At 39.4% G+C, this 25,817-nt stretch carries 24 protein-coding genes; 15 read left to right on the forward strand and 9 right to left on the reverse strand.

All coding sequences use genetic code 11. From position 1 onward, the window contains the following. Positions 1-61 precede the first annotated feature (61 nt). Positions 62-2,659, forward strand: coding sequence for a thermonuclease family protein (locus ACTWQB_RS00175; protein WP_443137159.1), 2,598 nt, complete (start codon positions 62-64; stop codon positions 2,657-2,659). A 342-nt stretch (positions 2,660-3,001) separates the two neighbouring features. Continuing rightward, positions 3,002-3,436: a ferritin-like domain-containing protein gene (locus tag ACTWQB_RS00180; protein WP_443137160.1), complete on the forward strand. Its 435-nt coding sequence runs from the start codon at positions 3,002-3,004 to the stop codon at positions 3,434-3,436. A 43-nt stretch (positions 3,437-3,479) separates the two neighbouring features. Here the strand turns inward: ACTWQB_RS00180 and typA are convergent, their stop codons facing one another. The 4 genes from typA to ACTWQB_RS00200 form a co-directional block, all read right to left on the reverse strand. After that, the gene (gene typA / locus ACTWQB_RS00185; protein ID WP_443137161.1) at positions 3,480-5,312 is read right to left on the reverse strand and encodes a translational GTPase TypA; all 1,833 of its coding nucleotides are present in this window, start codon (positions 5,310-5,312) and stop codon (positions 3,480-3,482) included. A 74-nt stretch (positions 5,313-5,386) separates the two neighbouring features. After that, complete coding sequence (locus ACTWQB_RS00190) at positions 5,387-6,655, reverse strand: MFS transporter (protein ID WP_443137162.1); 1,269 nt, start codon at positions 6,653-6,655, stop codon at positions 5,387-5,389. Positions 6,656-7,004: 349 nt separating this feature from the next. After that, complete coding sequence (locus tag ACTWQB_RS00195) at positions 7,005-7,448, reverse strand: hypothetical protein (RefSeq protein WP_443137163.1); 444 nt, start codon at positions 7,446-7,448, stop codon at positions 7,005-7,007. A 12-nt stretch (positions 7,449-7,460) separates the two neighbouring features. Next, positions 7,461-7,754, reverse strand: coding sequence for a HesB/YadR/YfhF family protein (locus ACTWQB_RS00200; protein WP_443137164.1), 294 nt, complete (start codon positions 7,752-7,754; stop codon positions 7,461-7,463). A gap of 141 nt (positions 7,755-7,895) precedes the next feature. On the opposite strand from ACTWQB_RS00200, the gene rarD reads away from it, so the two are divergent. The 3 genes from rarD (at position 7,896) to megL (ending at position 10,574) form a co-directional block, all read left to right on the forward strand. Next, positions 7,896-8,789, forward strand: coding sequence for an EamA family transporter RarD (rarD, locus tag ACTWQB_RS00205; protein WP_443137165.1), 894 nt, complete (start codon positions 7,896-7,898; stop codon positions 8,787-8,789). A 17-nt stretch (positions 8,790-8,806) separates the two neighbouring features. Beyond that, positions 8,807-9,046: a hypothetical protein gene (locus ACTWQB_RS00210; RefSeq protein ID WP_443137166.1), complete on the forward strand. Its 240-nt coding sequence runs from the start codon at positions 8,807-8,809 to the stop codon at positions 9,044-9,046. Positions 9,047-9,368: 322 nt separating this feature from the next. Then, positions 9,369-10,574 (forward strand): methionine gamma-lyase, encoded by a 1,206-nt coding sequence (megL, locus tag ACTWQB_RS00215; RefSeq protein ID WP_443137167.1) that lies wholly within the window; start codon positions 9,369-9,371, stop codon positions 10,572-10,574. Between the two features lie 41 nt (positions 10,575-10,615). On the opposite strand, the gene ACTWQB_RS00220 is transcribed toward megL, so the two are convergent. Together ACTWQB_RS00220 and ACTWQB_RS00225 are read right to left on the reverse strand one after the other, a co-directional pair. Then, positions 10,616-10,810 (reverse strand): hypothetical protein, encoded by a 195-nt coding sequence (locus tag ACTWQB_RS00220; protein WP_443137168.1) that lies wholly within the window; start codon positions 10,808-10,810, stop codon positions 10,616-10,618. Positions 10,811-10,857: 47 nt separating this feature from the next. Continuing rightward, positions 10,858-11,295: a DUF6376 family protein gene (locus tag ACTWQB_RS00225; RefSeq protein ID WP_443137169.1), complete on the reverse strand. Its 438-nt coding sequence runs from the start codon at positions 11,293-11,295 to the stop codon at positions 10,858-10,860. Positions 11,296-11,483: 188 nt separating this feature from the next. Between ACTWQB_RS00225 and ACTWQB_RS00230 the strand changes: the two genes are divergently transcribed. Continuing rightward, a complete protein-coding gene (locus ACTWQB_RS00230; RefSeq protein WP_443137170.1) occupies positions 11,484-13,943 on the forward strand; it encodes a sensor domain-containing protein in 2,460 nt (819 codons plus the stop codon). 32 nt (positions 13,944-13,975) lie between these two features. Here ACTWQB_RS00230 and ACTWQB_RS00235 read toward each other — a convergent pair whose 3' ends face one another. Continuing rightward, a complete protein-coding gene (locus tag ACTWQB_RS00235; RefSeq protein ID WP_443137171.1) occupies positions 13,976-14,290 on the reverse strand; it encodes a hypothetical protein in 315 nt (104 codons plus the stop codon). 159 nt (positions 14,291-14,449) lie between these two features. On the opposite strand from ACTWQB_RS00235, the gene kynU reads away from it, so the two are divergent. Together kynU and kynB are read left to right on the forward strand one after the other, a co-directional pair. Beyond that, on the forward strand, positions 14,450-15,724 hold the full coding sequence (gene kynU, locus ACTWQB_RS00240; protein ID WP_443137172.1) for a kynureninase: 1,275 nt from the start codon (positions 14,450-14,452) through the stop codon (positions 15,722-15,724). Positions 15,725-15,732: 8 nt separating this feature from the next. Then, the gene (gene kynB / locus ACTWQB_RS00245) at positions 15,733-16,347 is read left to right on the forward strand and encodes an arylformamidase (RefSeq protein ID WP_443137173.1); all 615 of its coding nucleotides are present in this window, start codon (positions 15,733-15,735) and stop codon (positions 16,345-16,347) included. Positions 16,348-16,386: 39 nt separating this feature from the next. On the opposite strand, the gene kynA is transcribed toward kynB, so the two are convergent. After that, positions 16,387-17,214, reverse strand: a complete 828-nt coding sequence (gene kynA / locus ACTWQB_RS00250; protein ID WP_443137174.1) for a tryptophan 2,3-dioxygenase — start codon at positions 17,212-17,214, stop codon at positions 16,387-16,389. A 160-nt stretch (positions 17,215-17,374) separates the two neighbouring features. On the opposite strand from kynA, the gene cysK reads away from it, so the two are divergent. The 4 genes from cysK (at position 17,375) to ACTWQB_RS00270 (ending at position 22,259) form a co-directional block, all read left to right on the forward strand. After that, a complete protein-coding gene (gene cysK, locus ACTWQB_RS00255) occupies positions 17,375-18,304 on the forward strand; it encodes a cysteine synthase A (protein ID WP_443137175.1) in 930 nt (309 codons plus the stop codon). Positions 18,305-18,676: 372 nt separating this feature from the next. Further along, positions 18,677-19,717 (forward strand): Fe(3+) ABC transporter substrate-binding protein, encoded by a 1,041-nt coding sequence (locus tag ACTWQB_RS00260; RefSeq protein ID WP_443137176.1) that lies wholly within the window; start codon positions 18,677-18,679, stop codon positions 19,715-19,717. Positions 19,718-19,924: 207 nt separating this feature from the next. After that, positions 19,925-21,517, forward strand: a complete 1,593-nt coding sequence (locus ACTWQB_RS00265; RefSeq protein WP_443137177.1) for an ABC transporter permease — start codon at positions 19,925-19,927, stop codon at positions 21,515-21,517. 4 nt (positions 21,518-21,521) lie between these two features. Beyond that, positions 21,522-22,259, forward strand: coding sequence for an ABC transporter ATP-binding protein (locus ACTWQB_RS00270; protein WP_443137178.1), 738 nt, complete (start codon positions 21,522-21,524; stop codon positions 22,257-22,259). Positions 22,260-22,730: 471 nt separating this feature from the next. Here ACTWQB_RS00270 and ACTWQB_RS00275 read toward each other — a convergent pair whose 3' ends face one another. Beyond that, positions 22,731-22,901, reverse strand: coding sequence for a hypothetical protein (locus ACTWQB_RS00275; RefSeq protein ID WP_443137179.1), 171 nt, complete (start codon positions 22,899-22,901; stop codon positions 22,731-22,733). Between the two features lie 153 nt (positions 22,902-23,054). Between ACTWQB_RS00275 and ACTWQB_RS00280 the strand changes: the two genes are divergently transcribed. The 3 genes from ACTWQB_RS00280 (at position 23,055) to ACTWQB_RS00290 (ending at position 25,738) form a co-directional block, all read left to right on the forward strand. Continuing rightward, a complete protein-coding gene (locus ACTWQB_RS00280) occupies positions 23,055-24,296 on the forward strand; it encodes an MFS transporter (protein ID WP_443137180.1) in 1,242 nt (413 codons plus the stop codon). Positions 24,297-24,380: 84 nt separating this feature from the next. Continuing rightward, positions 24,381-25,190, forward strand: a complete 810-nt coding sequence (gene pdxK, locus ACTWQB_RS00285; protein WP_443137181.1) for a pyridoxine/pyridoxal/pyridoxamine kinase — start codon at positions 24,381-24,383, stop codon at positions 25,188-25,190. 74 nt (positions 25,191-25,264) lie between these two features. Continuing rightward, positions 25,265-25,738, forward strand: coding sequence for an S-ribosylhomocysteine lyase (locus ACTWQB_RS00290; protein WP_443137182.1), 474 nt, complete (start codon positions 25,265-25,267; stop codon positions 25,736-25,738). Positions 25,739-25,817 lie beyond the last annotated feature (79 nt).

The following is a 25,817-nucleotide window of genomic DNA, read 5'->3' on the forward strand; positions in this document are numbered from 1 at the left end:
CAACAAAGTATGCCTTTCTTTTATATAATTAACTTGTACAAAATATAGGGAGGGTTTTTCTTTGAAAAAGATTATTAGTCTGCTATCTATGTTGACGCTGGTTTTAACTTTATTACCCTTAACTAGCATCTCAGCGGATAGTCATGAGGATTTAATTATTTCTGAGTACATTGAGGGAAGTGGGTATAACAAGGCTATTGAGATTTATAATGGCACAGGTGAAACTGTCAATTTAGGATCATACTCACTTACAACGTTCATGAATGGTGCATCATTCGAACCCGGTGATGGTACATCTAATGAAATAAAACTATTAGGTGAATTAGCCCATGGCGATACTTATGTAGTTGCTAGTGGACAAGCTGACCAAGTAATACTTGACCTAGCAAACCTTACGAATAACTCACTTAATTTTAACGGTGACGATGCTATAGTTTTATTTAAAGATTACGATTCAAATAACCGTGAAGGGGAAATTATCGATTCAATAGGTCAAGTTGGTGTAGACCCTGGTAGCTATTGGGGAGATAACGCAAACAAGACTCAAGATATGACATTGGTAAGAGATTTTTCAATAACTAGTGGTGACACTAATCCAACTGATGATTTTGATCCTAATGAAGAATGGATTGCTTTTTACAAAGATACATTTGACTATTTAGGTAATCACGAAGAAGTCGCTCCGCCAGATAACGAACCCGAAGAAGAATACATCCGTACGGTTGACCGTGTCGTTGACGGAGATACGATACATGTGAACGAACCTATTTTAGGTGAAACAACGATACGTTTCTTAAATATGGACACCCCAGAAACCTACCATCAGAATGATTACGATGAGGATCTTATCTTAGAAGATCCAAACCACTCTCAAAAATATCACGGAGATCAAGCAACACAATTTTTAAGTGAATTACTCCAACCTGGTGATGAAGTCATCATTAAAGTTGGTGAAGAACCTTTAGATACGTATGGGCGTGTTTTAGCAGAAGTTGTGCGTAGTGATGATGGTTTAAACACAAACCTTGAGATGGTTAAAGAAGGATATGCTTCGACTTACTTTATTTGGCCAGTTGGACCTGAGGAAACGTATCAAGAGTACCAAGATGCGGTGAAATCTGCTAAAGAACAAAATAAAGGAATCTGGTCAAACGAAACGCCGTTAATGGAATTACCATTCGTGTTCCGTTCGCGTTATGATGATCGTGCTCTATATCGTTACGTTGCCAACTCTGAAACAGGCCTATACTACTTACCAAACGATTGGGCAGAAGTACCTGTGCACGCACGAATATTCTTTGGAGATGAATTAACAGCTTTAAACGAAGGTTATGAGCCTGCGTTTGAACGCGAGCCAATTATTGCGGATGCAAGAGCAGCAGCACTTGGCACTAACGTTACGATTGAAGGTACGATTACACATAAAGTAGTTAGTGGTGGACAAACGAATTATTATGTACAAGACCACACGGCTGGCATTGTCGTTCGCACAGGTGATTTTGAGGCAAATGTTGGCGATAAAATTGTGGCTTCAGGTGTGACGGATGAGTATTACGGTATGCTTCAAATCGTTGATGCCAATGCGAATGTCATTGAAGAAGGTACATCTGACATTGAGCCAACACTCGTGACATCTAGTGACCTTGGCGAATCAATTGAGGCTCAGCTTGTAAAAATGGAAGACATTGAAATTTTATCAGTTAATCAATACAACGACTATACAGCTCGTGATGCTGATGGTGAGTTTGTAATAGATAACGATGTTGGTTTCTTAGAAGTTGGAAAAACTTATGATGAAATTGTTGGTGTCGTTGATTATAATTTCGATGAGTTTAAGTTAATGCCACGAAGTGAAGATGATGTATTAGAAGAATTAGAAGTTCAAACGATTCAGTCAGCTCGCGATGCTGAGCTTGACACACGTATTCATATTGAAGGTGTCATCACTGCTGCCTTCTACGCTGGAGGTATGTACAATTATTACGTTCAGGATGACACGGCTGGTATCGTCGTTCGAGCGAGTGACTTCGGTGCTGAAGTTGGTGACAAAATAAGTGCTAAAGCTCGTACGGAAGAATACTTTGGTTTACTTCAAATCTTACCAAACGAGGAGAATGTTTCACTTGTTGAACAAGGCGTTGGCGTACCTGAACCAAAAGTCATTACATCAGATGACGTTGGAGAAGCTTACGAAGGTCAACTGGTAACGGTTAAAGATTTTTATGTAGATGATGTAGATAGAAATAACAATTATCAAGCTTATGACGAGAATGGCCATTTTGTTATTGACTCTGATACTCAATTAGTTGATAAAGGACAATACTATGAATCGATTACAGGTGTCTTAACTTATAACTATGATGAGTACAAAGTAATGCCTAGAAATGCTGAAGATGTTGTTGAAGCGAAGTTTTTAGACTTTTCAGCGGCTGAACTAGTCGAGATTGCCAATCAACAAGGCAACGACTTTTTACTAGAAAAATTAGAAACAGAACTACATGAAACCGTTGAGACCAAAGGCAACACAGACCAACACATCAAATCAGTTATTCATTCTGTTGAAAAGGCTCTAATCAAATACCAAAATAACGGTAAAGATGCACACCTTAAGAAAATTGATCACGAATTAACTAAATTATTTGAGCGTCAAGCGTCATAATTAGATTTTAGAAACTAGAAGAAGACGAATGTTAGTGTCAATGACTAACATTCGTCTTTTTTAGATTCGGTAGGTGCTGTCCCTACTCCTTATTAGATAATAAATCTAAAAATTAGATAATAAACTGCTCATTTTAGATAATAAAATCAAAAATTAGATAATAAACCTCTCATTTTAGATAATAAAAATTAATATTAGATAATAAACCTCTCATTTTAGATAATAAAACCCAAAAATAGATAATAAAAACTAACTCTTAGCCCCGTGAAATATCTCATGTTTATTCCTCACTAAACAGGGAAAACCATATATAGAACTCCTCAAGAAAGGTGGATGTTTTATATGGATCAAAAAATGAAAGAACTTATTGATGGATTAAATGAAGATTTAAGTAATGAGTACACAGCTTCAATCATGTATACGAATAACGCGGCAGTCGTTACAGGGCTATATCGCGCGACGTTAAAGCCGTTTTTTGAGAGTGAAATCTCAGATGAACAAGGGCACGCTTTATACTTAGCTGAAAAAATCAAATCACTCGGTGGGACTCCAACTGTAAAGCCAGCTCCTGTCCCTCAAGAGACAGACGTGAAGAAGATGCTTCAAGCGGCACGTGATGCTGAAAAAGCAACAATTGACCGTTATGAAGAGCGCAAAAAACAAGCTGAAGAACTAGGTTTAACCGAACTATCTGTAAAGCTTGATGACATGATTGCTGATGAAACAGGTCATATGGAGGAAATTGATCGCCTGCTTATGGATCCACATTTTCAATAATATAGAAAATCCGCTGACATAATATCAGCGGATTTTTTACATATTAGCTATTTAGTTTAGATTTTTTCTGAGCACGTTCACGTTCGCTCTTGTTTAAGATTTTCTTACGTAAACGGATGGATTGTGGAGTGACTTCGCAATACTCATCGTCATCCAGGTATTCGATCGCTTCTTCAAGCGTTAGTTTACGTGTCGATTTAATCGTTTGTGTGTTATCTTTTGTTGCTGAACGTACGTTAGTTAGAGCTTTTTCCTTCGTGATGTTAACTGTTAAGTCGTTTTCACGGTTGTGCTCCCCAACAATCATACCTTCATACACTTCTGTATTTGGTTCAACAAAGATGACGCCACGATCTTCAAGAGCAAGGATGCTATAGTTTGTCGCTTTACCTTTTTCTTGAGATACTAATACACCTTGGCGACGGCCACCTACTCGGCCACCAACGACTGGCTCATAAGAATCAAATGAGTGGTTAATGATCCCGAACCCACGTGTTTGGGTCATAAATTCTGTCGTATAACCAATTAAACCTCGTGAAGGTATTTTAAATTCTAAGCGGACTTGACCATTTCCTTGGTTCACCATATCAAGCATTTCACCTTTACGCTCACCAAGGGATTCCATCACTGCACCTTGGTGCTCTTCTGGTACGTCCACTTGAACGCGTTCCATCGGTTCACATTTCACACCGTCAATTTCCTTTATAATGACCTGAGGCTTAGAAATTTGTAATTCAAAACCTTCACGGCGCATGTTTTCTATTAAAATCGATAAGTGAAGCTCACCACGACCAGATACAATCCAGGCATCTGGAGAATCAGTTTTCTCAACTCGTAGACTTACGTCCGTTTCAAGTTGAGTGAGTAGACGTTCTTCAATCTGACGAGCCGTTACAAATTTACCCTCACGACCCGCAAAAGGACTATTGTTTGTGACAAACTTCATTTGTAATGTCGGTTCATCAATACGCGGAATTGGTAGTGCATCAGGTTTTTCAACATCACAAACCGTCTCACCGACGTTGATGTCTTCCATCCCAGCTACTGCTACAATGTCACCCGCTTCAGCTTCTTGAATTTCAACACGCTTTAATCCAATAAAACCGAATAGCTTTGTGACACGGTATTTTTTCATGCTACCGTCTTTTTTCATAAGCGCGACTTGATCGCCAACTTTCATGCGTCCGCGATATACACGTCCAACACCAATACGACCTACATAATCATTATAATCAAGCATCGTGATTTGGAACTGAAGTGGCCCTTCCACATCACGCTTAGGCTTTGGCACGTAATCTAAAATAACTTTAAATACAGGATCCATCGTTTCTTGTTGTTCTTCAGGCTCTTCACCAGACGTTCCGTTTAAAGCGGACGCATATACAACCGGGAACTCAAGCTGATCATCGTCTGCACCAAGCTCAATGAAAAGGTCTAATACTTCATCCACAACCTCTTCAGGTCGAGCATTCGGACGGTCAATTTTATTTAATACAACAACCGGTTTTAAGCCATCTTCTAAGGCTTTTTTCAACACAAAACGAGTCTGTGGCATACAGCCTTCGTACGCATCAACCACAAGTAAAACACCATCAACCATTTTCATGATACGCTCTACTTCACCACCGAAGTCTGCGTGTCCCGGTGTATCAAGGATGTTAATACGAGTATCGTTATAATTAATCGCTGTATTTTTCGCTAAAATCGTAATACCGCGTTCCTTCTCTAAATCATTTGAGTCCATTGCACGTTCATCAACATGTTCATTCTCACGGAACGTTCCTGAGTAATGTAACATCTGGTCAACCAAGGTCGTTTTCCCGTGGTCAACGTGGGCAATAATCGCTATATTGCGAATGTCTTTGTTCTCTTGCATTAAAAATTCTCCTATTCTTCGCATAAACTTATTCAACCTTTATATTATAACAAAAAATGGGCAAAATACCTAATTTAATCTAATTCCCTTAAACTTTTTGCTTTAAATAGGACAATAAAAGACAATAAACACAGCGCCAATGCCGCGAACAACATGATTTGATCAATCGACACTCCGATGCTAATAAACAGTGTGGTTAATAAATATGACACAGGAATTAAACCCATCGCAGAAAATTGAACAAGACTCATGACGCGACCGATATATTTTTTCTCAGTATGGTGTTGAATGGCTGAAGATAATGGAACATTTGTAAAGGCAACGGTCATTCCCATTAGCACGACAAGCGCCACATTGATCCAAAGGTTTTCAACTAGGCTAAACGCTGTAAAGAAAATTGCCATCCCACCTAGAGCCCCTACTGCAACGATACCCCTTCGCTTTTGGATATTTAAAAATCCAACTAAAATGGTTCCAATCAACATTCCAATCGCTAATCCAGCACTTAAGGTACTAAACGTTAGCTCATTTCCGTTAAGAATGTTTTTTGCAAAAATAGGTAAACCTACTTGTAACGGTCCTGAGAAAAATAAATTTAAAAACACGATTGTGACCATGAGTGTTAATAAAAATGGTGAGCTTTTAAGGTAGACGAACCCTTCTTTAATTGACTCCCAAATTGTCGATGGTTTTTCTTGAGATTGAGTTAAATCGACATCTTCCGTTAGACGCTTCTTCAATAACCAGTCAACGAACGCTGAAATAAATAGCATTATACTGACAATCGCAAACATAATTGTATAACTTCCAAACCCGATGATGACCCCAGCCAGCACAGGCCCAACAACGACCAATATGTTTCTAACCGTGTCTAAAATCGAATTCCCACGTGTTAACTGCTCCTTTTTTAACAACGTCGGAATCATCGAAGAGCTCGCTGGCCAAAAAAACGCATCAAGCAATCCGAAAATCAGTGCTATAGCGATCAACGGCCAAATCGTAAGTGTATCAAAAATAAGTAGTGCAATAATCCCGATTAAGAGGACGCCTTTCGTGAAATCCGACAGAAACATAATCCAAGCACGGTTCATCCGGTCAGCAATCACACCACCAATTAACATGAACATCAAGCGCGGGACAGATGAAGCAAAGAACACCAACCCCAACATCGCTTCCAACCTCAAGAAATCGACCACATACCAATTCACCGTGAACATGAAAAACGACACGCTAAAACTTGAAGCTAAAAACGTTAATACAAACAAGAGGAAATTCACGTTCTTAAATACCGATGGACCCTCTTCTTGATCAATTGCTGGTGGTGCCACTGCCTCTGAACTCATTTTCCCCACTCCCGACTTTTACTTTTATTAAATTAACTATATGCCATGTGAACACCGTCGTAAACGGCTTTCCGTTAAAATCAGTCGACGGTTATATATGATTTCAGTCTTGAGTCTGAGAGTCGTTTAGGAGTGTTCGTTTTGTCTAGTATTTCATTTTTTTGTCCAATAAATCTGGCATTTTGTCTAGTAAAATTTAAAAATTGTCTAGTAAATGCGTGATTTTGTCTAGAAAAACTCGAAAATTGTCTAGTAAATTCATGATATTGTCTAGTATTTCGGCCAAATTGTCTAGTAAATACCACTCATCTTTTCCACAAAAAAATCCCACCCATCAACGAGTGGAACTTTACGAATTCATTTCATCTAAAACTGGATAGACCGCTTCAACACCTTTTTCAGCGATCGTACACGCAATCCCAAGTGGGGTTTCCCAAAACGAATCGGGAATGATCGGGTTTTTCCAGCCTGCTGCTTGGAACAATGACTGGTAAATGCGGTTTAAATGTTTTTCAGTCGTTTGTCGGTCACGCTCTTTTTCGCCACGCGCCATTAAGAATAAGTAACGCATCGACTGAAAAATATTGTCTCCTGGCATGAACGTGAACTCTTTGAAAAACTTAAGCTGCTTCTCTGACTTCTCGGATAAAGCATTATTAATCGCTAAATCATCAAGGCGTTCGTAAAGCTGACGGTTTAGCATCTTAAACACACGACGCTTTTCATCTTGCATGACTTCATCCGTGTAGACGGTCTTTAGGAAATCAAACGCTTCCTCTCTCGTCCATGACATAAATCTTCCCCCTTATGACTCAATCGGCTCGTTCGAAAATACGACCTCTCCATCTTTCAAACCGATATATAAATCCTGCTCTTTGAAAAACCATTTATCTTTTTCATCGACTTGAAATAAAATATTTTTCTTCTCTGTTTCAACACCGACCACATCGGCGCTTCCAGGTTCAATCGCTACTGAGAAACCATCTTGGAAGTCACTTGTCCCACCATACTTCGGGAAAAAACGTACCGCATCTCCCTCAACTAAATCCATTTCATCGATAAACCAATCCACTGCTTTGTCTGTCACATGTAAATTCAATGGCGTCTCCTCCTTTGATTCCTCTAAGTTTAGTGTATCTAAAACATACTTAAACAACAACTTTAAGCATGTTTATTGCAAATTTTTCTATACTGTTATAAAATTCAAAAATCATATTTTACGAGAAAGAAGATGTTATGTATGTCGAACGAACGCCTCGGAATTCTTTACGCATCAGGCGCATACTTGCTTTGGGGGTTCTTGCCACTTTATTGGAAGCTCGTTGACCATGTACCAGCATGGGAAATTTTAGCTCACCGCATTATTTGGTCGTTTGTATTTATGATCATCTTAATTGCCGCCATTCGTCGGTGGCATCTTTTTGTTGATGAGTGTAAGCAAATTATATTTAATAAGAAAAAATTGTTCGGTATTACAGCTGCAGGTCTGATTATCAGCTTAAACTGGGTTATATTCATATGGGCTGTGAACTCTGACCGTGTGCTCGATGCGAGCCTAGGTTATTACATAAACCCGTTAATTAGTATTTTTTTTGGATTTATTTTTCTGAAAGAACGGTTTACGAAAATCCAATGGACCGCGATTGGACTCGTGTTTGTTGGTGTCTTTTACATGACATATAACTTTGGTGCGGTACCTTGGGCTGCTTTGGGAATGGCGATCACCTTTGCGCTTTATGGCCTACTGAAAAAGACGGTTGATTTAAGTGCCATTTTCGGTCTCGCAATTGAAACGTTAATTGTCACGCCTATTGCTTTAGCTTATATTTTCTTCATAGAATTTGAAGGAAGTGGCGCGATGGGCTTCTCGTTTGAAGGATTGATCCTGATTGGTACAGGGCTCGCAACGGCTTTACCGTTATTGTTATTCGGCCAAGGTGCTAAACGCATTCCTTTGTCGTTAGTCGGCTTTTTACAATACTTCGCACCGACGATTATGTTGTTACTAGGTGTCTCTTTATTCGGTGAAACATTCACGCAAGTACACGCTATTACCTTTACCCTAATTTGGCTCGGGTTAATCCTATATTCTTATGAACGATTTTTGCATATAAGAAAAATGAAGACTGTTTAGTAATGGGGGAAATACGATTGAAGTTAATCAAGTTATTACTCGGATTAATTGTATTCTTAGGAGGACTCTACTCGCTGTTTATAGGTGATGTGAAAGCTCCAGATTATGTTATTTTTTCTGTTTTGGCAATTACTTTTTTACTTATTGGAATGGATTCTCTCAAAGAAAAAAGTAGATTCAATGGTTCATTAATGTTAATGAGTGCCACAGTCACGGCGATGATTGCTATAAAAGACTTTGTTAATTTAATGAGTTGAAGATAAGCCATTTCCTCAATTAGGAAATGGCTTTTTTGATAGAAATACTTTGTTCTCGTGGACTTTTTCCTGTTCAACGTCAATTGAGCTCATATCACGTGCACTTGCTTAGATATGAGCGACACTTGAGCTCATTTTACGTGCACTTCATAAAATTTCACGTCCCACTCAACCTCACCTTAGAGACATTGCTTATGCGTCTCGTGCGCAAAAGCCCCGTTCACTCTAAGTAACTTTTCCAAAACACAAGAAAGCGCTTTCAAATTTTGTGTTACAATAATACATATAGATTTATAGATTTTCTTTAAAGGGGATGGAGTACATGAAGGAAAGACGTTTTGAAACTGAAGCAGTTCATGTCGGGTATGATTCCAAGGATCATCTAGGGAGTTTATCTACACCAATTTACCAAACGTCGACGTTTACGTTTGAGTCCGCGGAACAAGGGGAGCGCCGCTTTGCTGGTGAAGAAGGTGGCTATATTTATAGTCGTTTAGGGAACCCGACTGTAACGGCATTGCAAGAACGTATTGCTAGACTTGAAAATGGTGAAGCTGGGTTAGCGTTTGCAACTGGTATGGCAGCTGTATCCGCTACACTAATCAAATTAACTAAAGCGAATGATCACATTCTATGCTCACAAGGACTTTATGGTTGTACGTTTGGTCTATTATCGATTATGGATGAAAAATATAATATTAAATCAGATTACATCGCGATGGATACCGAAGACCAAATTCGTGAACACATTTTACCTGAAACAAGTGTCATCTATGTTGAGACACCAATCAACCCAACGATGAAAGTCATTGATCTAGAAATGGTCGCACGTGTGGCGAAAGAATATAATATTCCAGTCGTGGTCGATAACACGTTCTCTAGTCCGTACTTACAGCGTCCAATTGACCTTGGTTGTGATATCGTCATTCATAGTGCGACGAAATATATTGGTGGACACGGGGATGTTGTGGCTGGCCTTGTCGTCGGTAAAGAAGACTTCATTTCGGACATGGCTATGACAACTCAGAAAGATATTGGTGGTCAAATGTCACCATTTGATGCTTGGTTATTGTTACGCGGTCTTAAAACGTTGCCACTGAGAATGGAGCGCCATTCACAAACAGCCGAAACAATTGTGGATCACCTAAAGGCGCATTCTAATGTTGATCGCGTTTACTACCCGTTTGATGCCGATAACCCTGACTATCATATTGCGAAAAAACAAATGCGTTTAGGCGCAGGTGTGATCGCGTTTGAAGTTAAAGGTGGCAAAAAAGAAGCGCAAGCATTTTTAAACCGTCTATCATTCTTAAAAATTGCGGTTAGCTTAGGTGATGCCGAAACAATTATTCAGCATCCAGCAACGATGACTCACGCGGTTGTACCAGAAGAAACACGTGAAAAAATGGGAATCTCAAACACTCTCATTCGAATGTCATGCGGTTTAGAAGCTTGGGAAGATATTTGGGCAGATTTAAAACAAAGCCTTGATCAAGTAGAAGTAGCTGAAGCTAATGTATTAGAGTAATAAACAAACGCTTGGGAGTGAGTTACCCCCAAGCGTTTTTCTTAATTCACTACTTCATCCTGCACATCCCAATTATAAGCTTGACGGACCATTCGAATCGCTTCCTTCGTTTTGTTGTCTTCCGTGCTGTACGGGATAGTTATGAATTTCTCGTCATTTGAAAATGTGTAAGATAAGACTCTTAGTGAGCCTTCTTCAACCTCACGCGAGACCTTCTCAACTTCTTCCCACTCCATGCCTGGTTCTGTAAAGAAGAGAAACGTATTATTGTAGGCACCTCCTACTAATTCATATATTCATCAACTTTGTCTCTATAAGACTTTAACTCTGCTAGTGTTTTCGCTATTTCCAGTTCTTCGAAAGCAGATGCATCAAATTGACCTTGGTTCATTTGACGGTTGGCCTCATCAATGGCTTCCAATACTTGATCATTATGTCGCTCAATCTCGCTATGCAAACCACTCGCCACACTTGGAGGTTCAATCTCATTAAATGCCTTAACTTCAGTTTCAATTTCTTCAATCATCGCCTTTATATCTTCTAAATCCTGCTCCGTGAATTGATCTTTGTTCATATAATTAGAAACATCATCTTGGTAACTTGCCATCGTGCTAACATAATCCTTAGTTTTTTTACCATAATCAACCGTTTGATTCACTTCATCTATCACACCACAACCAGTTATTAGTAGAAAACTAACTGCAATTAATAGTAACCTCATATCGCGTCATCTCCTTAAACGATTTTTAATCATTATATGCTTGTCCTACCCTACTATTCTTATATTATATCGTTAATCTATACTTTTCGAAACTTTCAGATAGATCATAGTCAGTAATGTGTGTTTATGCTATAATTAAGTATAAATATTTAGAGCTAGAACGTTAGACAAAAGACGAGGTAAAGACCATGTCCAGAACTGATTTCAACAAACATAAGCTTCTTCAACTTAGCCAATATAATCAGGCACAGAAAGACCTTTACAAACGTTTCCCGGATGGAATTGTAACGGTTGATCGTACAGGTATTATAGTTGATACGAATCAACAGTTATTAGATATGCTGTGTTATGACCGAGAGGATTTAGTTAATCAACATTTTAAACCTTTTATTGTAAAGGAATTTCAAAGTGAGACATTGAATTATTTTAATCGCGTCTTAACTGGTCAATCTGTTAAGCATTACACAAGTGTTATACATAAATATGGGTATGAAGTCACTGTTCGGTTAACAAGTGTCCCTATTTTTGAGCAAGATAAAGTGATTGGCATGTATGCACTCGTTCATGACTTATCAGAGACTGAACGAGATTTAAATGATTTATTTAATGTAAAAGAAAAACTAATTTCTGTCCAAGCAACAGCAGATATTGGGTCTTGGGAAGTTGACCTTAACACGAATACCATCCACTGGTCGGACCAAGTCTATGAAATCTATGAACGTCCAGAGTGGCGTGAGGCCACATTAGATCTTGAAGGCATTCTCACACTAACACACCCTAAAGACTATGATCATTTTAGAAACACGGTTTTACAAGCAATGGAGTATGGGACTAGTTTTGAGTTAGACTATCGCATTAAGACTCGAAGTGGTGTCCGTACACTTCACACTCGAGGAGATAGTATTCTAGATAATCAAGGGACCCCTGTCCGTTTAATAGGAATTGTTCAAGACGTGACAAAGGTGCGCGGGCTAGAGCGAGACCTTACGATTAATCGTGAACGCCTCCAGAAAATCTATGATTCTCTCGATATGATAGTTTGCTCATTCAATTTGGACAATCGCCGTTTAGAGTATGTGTCTAAAGGCATCGAGCGAATGATTAATGTTGAAGTCGAGCAAGTTTACCAAAATGATTTTAACTGGGAAACATATATACACCCTGAGGATTTGGCGAGTTTTTCACGTAACCGTAGACAAATCCTTCGTGGTGAAAAAGTAAAACATGAATATCGGATTACGTCAAAAACTGGGCAGATTAAATGGGTTGAAGAACAAGCCATTCCTATTTTCGATGAGAATGGGAATATTACACAAATCGACGGGGTATTAGTCGACTTTACCGAACGTAAGCTTCATGAACAAGAGATGGAGTTTATTGCTAATCACGACCATTTAACTGGTTTGAAAAATAGACGCAACTTCGAAGCTCACGCTCAGAAGTTAATGTCGAAGCGTAAAAAAGTACCGTTTTGGCTAATTTATTTAGACTTGGATAACTTTAAATCGATTAACGATTCACTAGGTCATGATATAGGAGATCAGGTTTTAACCCTGACGGCGACTAGGCTAAATAATATCATTGAAGACCGTGGCGTTTGCGCACGATTGAATGGTGATGAATTTGTTATTTTGGTCCACCAGCATAGAGATGGTGAGACTATTCAGGACATTGCACAACGGCTGAAAGTGTCACTTGAGCGAATAATGTTAGTTGATGAGTATCAGCTACAAGTTACGTCCAGTATTGGAATTAGCCATTTTCCAACTCATGGTAATACGCTAAATGACTTAATTAATAATGCGGACCGTGCCGTTCATTACGTAAAGATGATCGGCAAAAACTCATGGCAAATTTTTGAGGATGACGTTGAGAAACGCACGTTTAATGACTATGAGCTAGAACAAGACTTACATTTTGCAATTGAAAAAGATCAGTTAGAACTTTACTTGCAGCCTATTTTAAATAATCAATTAAACCAAGTACCACTAGCCGAGGCGCTCATACGTTGGAAACATCCGAAATACGGCTATATACCACCTAATGTATTTATTCCGATTGCGGAGAAGTCTGGTCTGATTCATCAAATCGACCATTTTGTTTTACGACAAACGTGTGAAACCATTAGTCGCTGGAAAAGCCGCTTTGGCACTGAAATAGCTATTACGAATAACTTGTCACCCAAACGTTTTTTAAGGCATTCATTTAAAAACTATGTTCTCGATACATTGGATTACTATCAAGTGGACGCTTCACAAATTATATTTGAGATTACAGAAACGACGTTGATTCACGATTATGCTGTTGTGAATGAAACAATCAATGAATTTAGGGAAATCGGATTTCGTTTTGCGTTGGATGATTTCGGAACAGGTTATTCGTCAATTGCTCATTTAAGTCTATTTAACATTGATTTGTTAAAAATTGACCGCCAATTTATTAGAGACATTGACCAAAACACAAAGAATCAAGCCATCTTAAGAGGAATCTCTCATTTTACAAACGAACTTGAGATTCCGATGGTCGCCGAAGGAATTGAAACTGAGGATGAGCTAGAATTTTTACAAACCTTAGACTGTAACTACTATCAAGGATTCTACTTTAAGAAACCTTGTTCTGTAGGTGAATTTGAAGAATACTATGGGTAGAGCCACGCGCTCTGCCCTTTTTGATTAACGCTCTATATATTCATCCGTTGCTTATCGACAATTCCGGCTTCCCTATCTACATTCTCGCGCTCCCTATCGACAATTCCGGCTCCCCTATCCACATTCAACCGCTCCCTATCGACAATTCCGCTTCCCCTATCCACATTCAACCGCTCCCTATCGACAATTCCGCTTCCCCTATCCACATTCAACCGCTCCCTATCGACAATTCCGCTTCCCCTATCTACATTTACCTGCTCTCTATCGACAATTCCGACTCCCCTATCTACATTTACCCGCGCCCTATCGATAATTCCAGCTCCCCTATCTACATTCTCGCGCTCCATATCGACATTTCACGCTTCTCTATCTACATTCACCTGCTCCTTATCGACAATTCCTCACATCATTGGGCAAACTCAACTACCTCCACCTCTTTCAAGTTCGAATTTTTAAACTACTAGCTCTCTTTCATATGTGATATATTGTTTTTAGGAGGGATTAGGATGTTTAAATCTACGGAAGATTTTGCAAAGCAATTAGATCAACAAGATTCGTTAAGTCATTTTAAGGATGAGTTTTACATAAAAGAAAATCAGATATATATGGACGGGAATTCGCTTGGGCTTATGTCTAAGCGTTCGGAGAAGAGATTGTTAGAAGTGCTTGATTCATGGAAAAACTTTGGCATCGATGGTTGGACGAACGGGGATCATCCTTGGTTCTATCTGTCTGAAAACCTGGGAGCTAAAGTTGCTAAGTTGGTTGGCGGGAAGCCTGAAGAGGTCGTTGTGACGGGTTCGACAACCACGAACCTGCATCAGCTAGTGGCGACTTTTTTCAAGCCTGAAGGAAAACGCACTAAAATTTTGGCGGATGAGCTGAACTTCCCGTCAGATATTTATGCGTTAAAAAGTCAGCTGAAATTACGTGGACTTGACCCTGATGAACACCTCATTAGAGTGAAAAGTCGTGATGGGCGTACAATCAACGAAGAAGATATTATCGATGCGATGACGGATGAAGTCGCATTGGTCATTTTGCCAACTGTACTATATCGTAGTGGCCAGCTGATCGATATTAAACGTGTAACGGACGCTGCGCATAAACGTGGGATCAAAATCGGTTGGGATGGCTGTCACTCGGTTGGCGCTATTCCGCATGATTTTCACAATCAAGGTGTCGACTTTGCTTACTGGTGTCACTATAAGTATGTGAACAATGGTCCTGGTGGCGTTGCCGGATTGTTTGTTCATGAAAAACATTTCGGGACTGAGCCTGGACTTGCCGGTTGGTTTGGTTCTGACAAAACAAAGCAGTTCGATATGGAGCATGACTTTACACCGGCACAGACAGCCGGAGCGTTTCAAATTGGTACCCCGCACGTATTAAGTGTTGCCCCATTAATCGGTTCGTTGGAGCTGTTTGAAGAAGCTGGAATGGATGCCATTCGTGAAAAGTCTCTTAAAGCAACAGAGTATCTAATGTATTTAGTTAAAGAAAATTTATCAGATTACGAGTTCACCATTGGCAACCCAACTGATGATGCGTTCCGCGGTGGGCATGTGTGCTTAGAACATTCTGAAGCAGCAAGTATATGTAAAGCATTAAAAGCAAACGGTGTTGTGCCTGACTTCCGTGCGCCAAACGTGATTCGCTTAGCACCTGTTGCCTTTTATGTGACGTATCACGATGTCTATCAAATGGTTATGATATTAAAAGACATTATGGAAAATGAAACGTATAAGCACTATAAAAACGAACGAGATGTCATTGCTTAAGGAGTGAGATGATGATCTATGATATTTCAAGGCTACTAAATGCCAACACACCGACTTGGCCTGGCGATACCCCTTTTTCTTACAACCTAACGTGGTCTCAAGAAGAAACAGGATCCGTCAATGTCGGACAAATCACAACGAGTTGCCATACCGCAACCCATGTCGATGCACCATTTCATTTTAAAGATAATGGCATGACAATCGAGCAGCTGCCACTTGAGTTGTTTGTCGGCGATGCGCTTGTGATTGATGTCACCACAAAGGATGAGATTACACCTCGTGATTTTGAAGGGCTTGATTTAAGTGACGTTCGCCGTGTGATTCTTAAGACGGACACGTGGACGGATGATGTTTTTCCAGAAAAAATACCACTAATTGACCCTGAGCTTGGACCTTTTTTCTTAGAAAATGGCATCGAGCTACTTGGAGTTGACCTGCCATCGGTTGACCCATTAGACAGTAAAACATTAGACACACACCATTCACTTCTTCAAAACGGTGTGCATATTTTAGAAGGGCTAAAACTAAAGGACATTCAACCAGGAACCTATCATCTCACAGCCCTTCCACTGAAAATCGAAGGTGCAGACGGCAGTCCCGTCCGCGCCATACTGCAAGGATAAGTTAGACCCCCATCATATCGACGGGGGTCTCATTTTTGACTATAATTTTGTACGGACATTCCAAAGTTCTGGGAAAAAATAATGGTCTAAAACGCTCTTCAAGTAACCAACACCTGACGAACCGCCAGTCCCTTTCTTATGCCCAATGATTCGTTCCACCGTTTTCATATGACGGAACCGCCACTGCTGCATCCAGTCTTCAATATCAACGAGCTTCTCAGCTAATTCGTATAAATCCCAATACTGATTGACATTTCGATACACTTCAATCCATGCCTCTTCAACACTCTCATTTGCTTCATAAGTTTTCTTGTGGTCTCTCTCTAAAACGTCACGGTCGATATCAAACCCCGCTTTAGCCAATGCCTCGATTGCTACATCGTATAAACCTGGTGCTTCATATGCTTGCTTTAACTTAGCATGAAGTTCAGGGTCTTTTTCGTAAATTTTCAAGACATGAGGTGTTTTATAACCTAATGCAAATTCCGTTAGACGATACTGGTAAGACTGGAAGCCTGATGCTTGTCCCAAAAGGTCACGAAACTCTAAGTATTCCGCAGGTGTCATCGTCGCTAAAACATCCCAAGCTTGAATGATTTGATTTTGAATTTTAGATACTCGCGCTAGCATTTTAAAAGCACTATCAAAATTCTCAGTACGAATCGCTTCAGTCGCTGCCTGAATTTCATGAAGTGTAAGTTTTAACCACAATTCACTGACCTGGTGAATCACGATAAACAGCATCTCATCGTGGTGTCCAGATAATCGATGTTGCGCATTCAAGATTGAATCTAAATTTAAATAATCTCCATAGGTCATTTTTTCTTTAAAATCGGTATGGATCCCTTTTTCATCTTTAAACGTCATGACTCACGCCTCCGCTTTTTGGACTTTTTCTCTATCATAACACATAAATCATCGCATTCTTTATGATGCTATAATAAGATAAACTAACCATTTGAATTCTCCTAATCCCTATTGATAAACTAAGATTAGGTTGAATGAAAACAATAAGGGATGTGAAAACATGCGTGTTGTCAATAATATAGCTGAATTAATTGGAGATACACCACTTGTAAAACTTAATCGACTAAGCCCAGCCAATGGCGCTGATGTTTATTTAAAACTAGAAATGTTTAACCCTAGCGGAAGTGTTAAGGACCGCGCGGCTTATAACATGATTGTTGAAGCTGAAAAACAAGGATACTTAAAAGAAGGCTCGACCATCATCGAACCGACCAGTGGAAACACCGGCATCGGTCTTGCGATGAATGCAGCTGCGCGTGGCTATAAAGCAATTCTTGTGATGCCAGATACGATGACTAAAGAACGTATTAATTTATTGAAAGCCTATGGCGCAGAAGTTGTTTTAACGCCAGGTGATCAAAAAATGCCTGGTGCTATTGAAAAAGCTAAACAGCTACTAGATGAAATTCCGAACAGCTTTATGCCTATGCAGTTTGAAAACGTAGCGAACCCGGATGCGCACCGTGAATCGACGGCAAAAGAAATTAAAGAAGCCATGGATTATCTAGGCAAACCGCTCTCTGCCTTCGTCGCAAGCTCCGGTACTGGTGGCACGGTCACAGGTACAGGTGAGGAACTTAAGAAAATTTATCAAGACTTAACGGTGCATGTCGTAGAACCAGCCGGCTCCCCTGTTCTGTCAGGTGGAAAACCAGGTAAACACAAATTGGTCGGAACAAGTCCTGGCTTCGTTCCAGATACGTTAAATCTAAACGTTTGTGATGAAATTATTAAAATTGAAGACGATCAAGCTTATGACGTCACTCGTCGCCTAGCGCGTGAGGAAGGAATTTTAGTCGGACCTTCAGCAGGTGCTACCACTTACGCTGCATTGGAAGTTGCTAAGCGCAAGCAGCCTGGCGATGTGATCGTGGCCATCGCACCTGACACTGGTGAACGTTACCTATCAGGTGACCTATTTGATTTTTAAGTTGTTTTGAAATCCACTCCATTTACCGGGGTGGATTTTTTGTATGAATGTCTTATATTTTTGCTGTAATGTCCTATAAATAGGCTCCATTTTCTCATAAATAAAGTAGAATACCCATTTTCGATAAAATTCTATTCCTCATTTTGGCCCCAAATGTCTCATAAACGATTTTTAATGTCCCATATATTTTACTCTATTTTTACTAATATAAATTAGCCAAAATTGTTACTAATAAAGTATTGCGATTCATCCCAACCAATTTATTATGAAATTTTTCAAAAAACATCTTGACTTGAGAATGATTTTCATTAACAATATATATTGAAATTGATAATTATTCTCAATTACTAAATTTGAAAGGGAGTTACATACATGAATAAGAAAATTCTATTTTCAATTTCTTTAGTTTTAATTATGTTATTCTTAGCTGCATGTGGCAGCGATCAAGGTTCTGATTCTAGTGATGATGAACTGAACCTATATACAAGTCGTCATTACGATATTGACGATGAGCTTTACCAACAGTTCGAAGAAGAGACTGGCATTAAAGTAAATGTGATTGAAGGTAGTGCGGATGAGTTAATCGAGCGTATGAATCGTGAAGGCGAACAAACGGCTGACCTATTCTACACAGCCGATGCTGGACGCCTACACCGTGCTAAAGAACAAGGCTTACTACAAAGTGTAGAAAGCAATGTTCTAGATGAGAACATTCCAGAAAAGCTACGCGATGCTGATAATGAATGGTTCGGCTTAACGAAACGTGCACGAGTCATTGTTTATCACAAAGATCGCGTGGATCCGAGTGAACTTTCAACTTACGAAGATTTAACCGATTCAAAATGGGAAGATCGCATTTTAATCCGTTCATCTGAAAATATTTACAACCAATCACTTGTAGCTTCATTTATTGAGTTACATGGACGTGACGAAGCAAAAGCCTGGGCAGAAGGTGTCGTAAACAACATGGCACGTGACCCTCAAGGTGGCGACCGCGACCAAGCAAAAGGTGTTGCAGCTGGTGAAGGTGATATCGCCGTTATGAACACTTACTACTTAGGTGGCATGTTAAATTCTGCTGATGAAGAAGAAGTTAAAGTAGCTGAACAATTAGGCGTCTTCTTCCCTAACCAAGACACAACAGGAACTCATGTAAACATAAGCGGTATTGGAGTAACTAAGCATGCACAAAACAAAGACAATGCAATTAAACTAATTGAATTCTTATCTTCTGATGAAGTTCAAGAGCAATTCGCAAGCGCGAACTATGAGTACCCAGTTAATCCAAATGTCAAGCCAGCTGAAACATTAAAGCAATGGGGAGACTTTAAAGAACAAGATCTAAACCTATCTATTTTAGGCGAAAACAATGCTGAAGCTGTTAAGATCTTTAACGAAGTGAACTGGAAGTAAGAAAAGCGCAAGCGCACGTTTAACCACGCAGTGCGCCGACATCAATAAATGAATCAGGTTGTTGCTTCAACAACCTGATTTTGTCTATTTACCAACAAGTTAATAAAAACTCTTACTTCAAGTGCGATTTTTTTGTAAGATGGATATGTTGTACAGGATTAAAGGGCGTGAACAAAATTGAGTTGGTTTAGAAATACGAGAAGCAACATGAATAGTTGGGCAATCTTAAGCATAATATTTGTCAGCCTTATATTACTGCCAAACTTATCCATCATTGTCCAATTTTTTACCGAGTCTAATGATAATTGGGCTCATATAAAAGAGCACATGCTCAGCACTTATATTACAAATTCATTGATTTTAATACTATTTGTCGGGTTATTTACTGCACTCATTGGTTCCAGTTTAGCTTGGTTAATATCCGCTTATGACTTTCCATTGCGAGGCTTTTTCCAGTGGGGACTAATTTTACCATTAGCCATCCCACCTTATATCGGCGCATACACCTATCATGGTATTTTAAATTACACCGGCGTCATTCAAACTACGTTAAGAAACCAATTCGACGTGACGGTTAACCAACAGTATTTCAATATTATGAACATGCCAGGGGCTATATTTATTTTCGTTATGTTCCTATTCCCATATGTATTTACGATTACGAAAGCCTTTTTGGCGCGACAATCAACCTCTCTAATTGAAAACGCACGAATTTTAGGTAGTAGTTCATGGCGAATCTATTTTAAAATCGTGATTCCGATTACGCGAGCGTCAATTGTGGCTGGTGTCAGTTTGGTCATCTTAGAGGTCTTAAACGATTACGGTGTTGTAAAATATTACGGCATCCAGACGTTCACAACAGCTATTTTTCAAACATGGTTTGGGTTCGGTGATCTGAATTCAGCGATTAAATTATCAGGAACCTTGATGTTAATTATATTAGGATTATTGATTCTAGAACGCGTATTGCGTGGCAGGAAACGATTTAGTTTTACCACTACAAAAGTAAAACTACTTCAACCTATTAAGTTAAAAGGCAGAAAAAAATGGCTAGCATTCAGCTATTGCATGGGGATTTTTCTAATCGCATTTATTATTCCGTTTGTACAATTAGTGCAGTGGAGCTTCTTAACGTATGAACAGTTTTTCTCAGTGGAATTATTCTCTGTCATAGGTAATACAGTCTTTGTGGCATTTGTCGCTGCGACGATTATTACTATCATGGCAATTGTGATTAGTAATTTTTCTCGACTTAATCGCGGTTTAACAGCAAAACTCTTCCCTAAGGTCACAATTTTAGGTTATTCTATACCTGGTGCCGTGATTGCGGTTGGTATTGTGACGTTATTCATTGGAATCGACAAGTTGATTTATGGTTGGGGTTGGGTATCGTCATATGTCTTAAGCACAAGTGTTGTGATGTTGATTTTTGCTTATATCGTCCGTTATTTAGCCGTTGCTTATAATTCTGTCGAGTCCGGATTTGACCGTGTAGGTACGAACTTCACAGAAGCATCGCGCATGCTCGGCAATAGCATTACCCAATCGTTTTTTAAAGTCGATTTAAAATTAATTCGAGGCGCCATTTTCGGCGGATTTATTTTGGCGTTTATAGATATACTAAAAGAACTACCATTAACATTAATATTAAGACCGTTTAATTTCGAAACGCTTGCGACCAATGCGTTTACGTATGCAACGAATGAGATGATTCATGAAGCTGCTGTTCCATCGATTTTAATCATTGTGATCAGCGCCGTTGCGATTTACTTTTTCCATTATGTTTTAGAAAGGGAGTAAGCATATGTTTGTTCATATTCGCGACTTGCATTTTAAATATCCAAATGCAGAGAAATTAACCATTGATCAATTTAACTTAACGATTCATAAAGGTGATATCACAACGATTCTCGGCGAATCAGGTAGTGGTAAAAGTACGCTACTAAGATTAATTGCTGGGTTAGAAATGCCAACAAAAGGTAATATCATGGTTGGCGATGACTGTATGTGCAGTCATTCTAAGTTCGTTCAACCTGAAAAACGTGGTGTTGGAATGGTGTTCCAAGACTATGCTCTATTCCCACATATGACTGTTAAGGAAAATATTCAATTCGGTCTGTTAAAATGGTCGCGCAAAGAAAAGAAAGCTCGCTTGCAAGAAGTGTTGGAGCTCGTTAACTTAGAAGGTTTTGAAAAACGTTATCCATATGAGTTAAGTGGCGGTCAACAACAACGTGTTGCTTTAGCTCGTGCTCTTGCACCAAAGCCAAAATTATTATTATTTGATGAACCGTTCAGTAATTTAGATGCTGATTTGCAAATTAAAATTAGAGAAGAATTACGTAAAATTTTAAAGACAACAGGTGTGACATCCATCTTTGTTACACACGACCAGGAAGACGCACAAGCTCTAGCTGATCAAATTGTCGTTTTACGAAACGGCAAAATTACGGAAACAGGTACACCCGAAGAAATCTTCGGTACTGACTGTGACATTTCAGAACGTTTAGCAATAAAGCCGCGTGTTTTATCGAAAACTTAATTATGAAGCTATTGTGTGTGCATTAAGAACTGAAACCTCGATAATTTATTAACGAATAGAGGCTGGGACAAAAGATATCTTTTCTTTAGAGAAGACGAATATTAGGAGTCAAGTTACTCCTAAGATTCGTCTTCAATTTTTAGCTGCGTCAAAATGCTTCGCTTTCCGCAGGCACGGCTTCAACTTCCCCAAACTCACTTTCGTTCGGAGTTTAAGGATGTTCGGCTAAATACGCAACATCCATGTTGCAACGCCGAACTGACCCACATCCTGTGGCCCCTCATCTCGTGCTGTTCTGCGACGACCTGGATGGTCTAGTGTCGGCGTTGGCCACAAATGCTTTTTGTACTACATCTTTGCTTAAGTTTGCGCCGAGTAATCGCAGGCGCAGGACGTGGCCGTTTTTAGCCGACCAGGAGTCTGCGCATTTTGACTACGCTAATAAAACTCAATATTCGTTTTTCTGTTAAGCTACTTTTTTTGTCCCAGCCTCTTCCTTATTTGATATACACATAAACTCATTTCACGTGCATTGATTCTGATTTGAGAGACATTTGTCTCGGTTTCACGCGCACTTGCCCCGATTTGAACGACACTCTTGACCATTTCACGTGCACTTCCCTTCATTTGAACGACACTCATCTCACGCCAATCCTCACATTGAATTTTAAACTCAACCTAAAGAACTATTTTTTATAAGTCCGAGCAACTCGGTCGACTTTGGCTCTAAATTGTGTTATTATTTAGACTAACGAAATAAACGTGTTCCGAAACATCAGAAAGAAGGGTCTTACATTGGATCAACAGACACTAGGTAAACGTAATTTGGCGATCATGTGGTTCGCCAATTTTTTTGTGGCAGGCAGTATGACAATGGTGATGCCATTTCTATCGTTATATATAGAAACGTTCGGAAATTTCTCAGATGAATACGTCCAAACTTGGGCAGGATATACATTTGGGATTACATTTTTAACAGCATTTATTGTCTCTCCTCTTTGGGGACGAATTGGTGATCGATACGGACGGAAACCAATCTTGATTATTGCGGCATTCGGTTTAGGGACAAGTGTATTTTTAATGGGTGAGGTTCAGTCGGTATTTCAATTATTTTTACTAAGGTTTGTAATGGGTGTATTTACTGGATTTATTCCATTATCTCAAGCACTCATATCGACACAAACGGAAAAGGGCATTTCTGGCCGTGTTTTGGGTACGCTACAAACAGGTACGGTTACAGGTACACTAATGGGTCCAATGCTCGGTGGGGTTCTAGCTGATACAGTTGGTTATGCTCAAGCTTTCCAATTTACTTCAGCAACTATTTTCTTAGCAGGGATCCTTGTTATTTTTGGTTTAAAAGAATTTAAAGTAAAAGACAAAGAAAACGAACAAGAAAATTATACTAGAAAAGAAGTTGTTTCGTTCATATTAAGGCACCCAATGTTAATCTCCGTGATTATTTTATCAATGTTTGTTCAAGTAGCGCACTTTGCTGTGCAGCCGATATTAGCGTTGTACGTCAGTGAGCTGAACGGACCGGCAAACTTAGCATTCATATCAGGGATCGCGTTCTCCATTACTGGCTTAGGTAACCTTTTAATGACAAGACGTTGGGGACGAATTGCCGATAAAGTCGGTTATGAAAAAATTCTAATCCTTCTACTTTTAGCGGCAGGTCTTGTCTATTTACCAGGCGCATTTGTAAATGAGGTTTGGCAATTAGTGATTGTAAGATTCTTACTTGGAGTCACACTCGGTGGAATCATTCCAGTTCGAATGGCTTACATTCGTCAAGTCGCACCAATTAATATGCAAGGTGAAGTGATGGGTTATAGCACTAGTCTCCGTTTCTTGGGCAATATGATAGGTCCAGTGTTAGGTGGCGTGGTTGCTGGCTTTTACAATATCTCATCAGTCTTTTTAATGACAAGTGCCATGTTGTTTGCTTGTGGATTAATTCTTCTATTTATCAAGATGAAAGAACATCAATCCGAAGCAAACGTACGAACCCAAACGAAGCACTCAACGTCATAAAAGATTTGCTAATATAACTTATTTGTCATGTTCTATAAATTGTCTTAAAATACAAACAGGTAGAAAGAAAGTGAGGGAGTTCATATGAAAAAAGCTCTAGTATTAGCTGGTTCTGACACAAGTGGAGGAGCTGGAATTCAAGCGGATATTAAGACTTCTCAAGAAATTGGGATCTACCCAATGACAGCTCTGACAACAATTGTGGCTCAAAACCCATCAACTAACTGGGCACACGATGTGTATCCAATCGAGCTCGATACGGTGAAAGCACAACTGCACACGATTTTAGACGGTGTAGGTGTAGATATTATGAAAACAGGAATGCTTCCAACAGCAGAAGTCATTAAACTTGCAGCTGATGTGATTGAGCAGCATAACTTACCAGCTGTTATTGATCCTGTTTTAGTATGTAAAGGTCAGGATGAGGCTCTTCACCCTGAAAACTCTGAAGCGCTTCGTGACATTTTAGTGCCAAAAGCACTCGTTACAACGCCTAACCTATTTGAAGCAGGTCAGCTTGCAGGTATGTCGAATATCACAACTGTAGACGAAATGAAAGAAGCTGCGAAACGGATTCATGAACTAGGCGCTAAAAACGTCATCGTTAAAGGTGGTTCTGACGTTGAAGGCGATAAAGCCGTTGACGTTTTCTATGCAGGAGATGAATTCATCTTAATCGAAACAGATTCCATTGACACAACTTACACGCACGGTGCTGGTTGTACGTTCGCGTCTGCCATTACTGCTTACATTGCAAAAGGCCAAGAACCATTAGAAGCAATTAAATCAGCCAAAACGTTTATTACAAACGCAATCGAAGGCGCATCAAAACTAAATCAATATGTTGGGTCGGTTAATCAATTTGCGAACCGCCACAACCACGTTAATGTGTAAATCAACTGAGAAGTCGGCCCAGGCCGATTTCTCGGTTTTTTTAAAATTTAAGACTTATTGAGAGGAGTTTTTCTATGGCTAAAAAAATGAATGTGGAAAGTTTCAACTTAGATCATACAAAGGTTAAAGCACCTTATGTACGACTTGTTGGGGTAACGGAAGGTCACAACGGTGATACAATTCATAAGTACGATATTCGATTTAAACAACCTAACCAAGCCTACATGAACATGGACGCCCTCCACTCTATCGAACATTTAATGGCCGAAAACATCCGAAATCATTTAGACAACGTGGTTGATATTAGTCCAATGGGGTGTCAAACGGGTTTTTATCTTGCTGTATTAAATCACGACAATTATGAAGACATTCTAAATGCATTAGAAAAAACATTTAACGATGTTTTACAAGCAGATGAAGTGCCTGCATGTAATGAAGTGCAATGTGGTTGGGCTGCGAACCATAGCTTGGATGGCGCTAAAGAACTAGCCCAAGAAATGTTAAATCATAAAGATGAATGGCAAGATGTCTTTGGTGATGAAAAATAGCACTTAACGAGCCATTATCATTATGGCTCGCTTTTTTATATGTCATGAGAATGAATTGGTAATTTTTTATGTATTTTTA

The sequence above is a fragment of the Piscibacillus sp. B03 genome (assembly GCF_052246295.1).
Classification (GTDB): Bacteria; Bacillota; Bacilli; order Bacillales; family Alkalibacillaceae; genus Piscibacillus.

Bases quoted from the DNA above. Each gene is read 5' to 3' on its own strand.
- kynU (WP_443137172.1), top strand. From the start codon at position 14,450: ATGTTTAAATCTACGGAAGATTTTGCAAAGCAATTAGATCAACAAGAT.
- ACTWQB_RS00290 (WP_443137182.1), top strand. From the start codon at position 25,265: ATGGCTAAAAAAATGAATGTGGAAAGTTTCAACTTAGATCATACAAAG.
- rarD (WP_443137165.1), top strand. From the start codon at position 7,896: ATGTCGAACGAACGCCTCGGAATTCTTTACGCATCAGGCGCATACTTG.
- ACTWQB_RS00235 (WP_443137171.1), bottom strand. From the start codon at position 14,290: ATGGAGCGCGAGAATGTAGATAGGGGAGCTGGAATTATCGATAGGGCG.
- ACTWQB_RS00195 (WP_443137163.1), bottom strand. From the start codon at position 7,448: ATGTCATGGACGAGAGAGGAAGCGTTTGATTTCCTAAAGACCGTCTAC.
- ACTWQB_RS00275 (WP_443137179.1), bottom strand. From the start codon at position 22,901: ATGAGTGTCGTTCAAATGAAGGGAAGTGCACGTGAAATGGTCAAGAGT.
- ACTWQB_RS00180 (WP_443137160.1), top strand. From the start codon at position 3,002: ATGGATCAAAAAATGAAAGAACTTATTGATGGATTAAATGAAGATTTA.
- kynB (WP_443137173.1), top strand. From the start codon at position 15,733: ATGATGATCTATGATATTTCAAGGCTACTAAATGCCAACACACCGACT.
- ACTWQB_RS00220 (WP_443137168.1), bottom strand. From the start codon at position 10,810: ATGGAGTGGGAAGAAGTTGAGAAGGTCTCGCGTGAGGTTGAAGAAGGC.
- ACTWQB_RS00190 (WP_443137162.1), bottom strand. From the start codon at position 6,655: ATGAGTTCAGAGGCAGTGGCACCACCAGCAATTGATCAAGAAGAGGGT.
- ACTWQB_RS00230 (WP_443137170.1), top strand. From the start codon at position 11,484: ATGTCCAGAACTGATTTCAACAAACATAAGCTTCTTCAACTTAGCCAA.
- cysK (WP_443137175.1), top strand. From the start codon at position 17,375: ATGCGTGTTGTCAATAATATAGCTGAATTAATTGGAGATACACCACTT.
- megL (WP_443137167.1), top strand. From the start codon at position 9,369: ATGAAGGAAAGACGTTTTGAAACTGAAGCAGTTCATGTCGGGTATGAT.
- ACTWQB_RS00270 (WP_443137178.1), top strand. From the start codon at position 21,522: ATGTTTGTTCATATTCGCGACTTGCATTTTAAATATCCAAATGCAGAG.
- ACTWQB_RS00225 (WP_443137169.1), bottom strand. From the start codon at position 11,295: ATGAGGTTACTATTAATTGCAGTTAGTTTTCTACTAATAACTGGTTGT.
- pdxK (WP_443137181.1), top strand. From the start codon at position 24,381: ATGAAAAAAGCTCTAGTATTAGCTGGTTCTGACACAAGTGGAGGAGCT.
- ACTWQB_RS00260 (WP_443137176.1), top strand. From the start codon at position 18,677: ATGAATAAGAAAATTCTATTTTCAATTTCTTTAGTTTTAATTATGTTA.
- kynA (WP_443137174.1), bottom strand. From the start codon at position 17,214: ATGACGTTTAAAGATGAAAAAGGGATCCATACCGATTTTAAAGAAAAA.
- ACTWQB_RS00265 (WP_443137177.1), top strand. From the start codon at position 19,925: ATGAATAGTTGGGCAATCTTAAGCATAATATTTGTCAGCCTTATATTA.
- typA (WP_443137161.1), bottom strand. From the start codon at position 5,312: ATGCAAGAGAACAAAGACATTCGCAATATAGCGATTATTGCCCACGTT.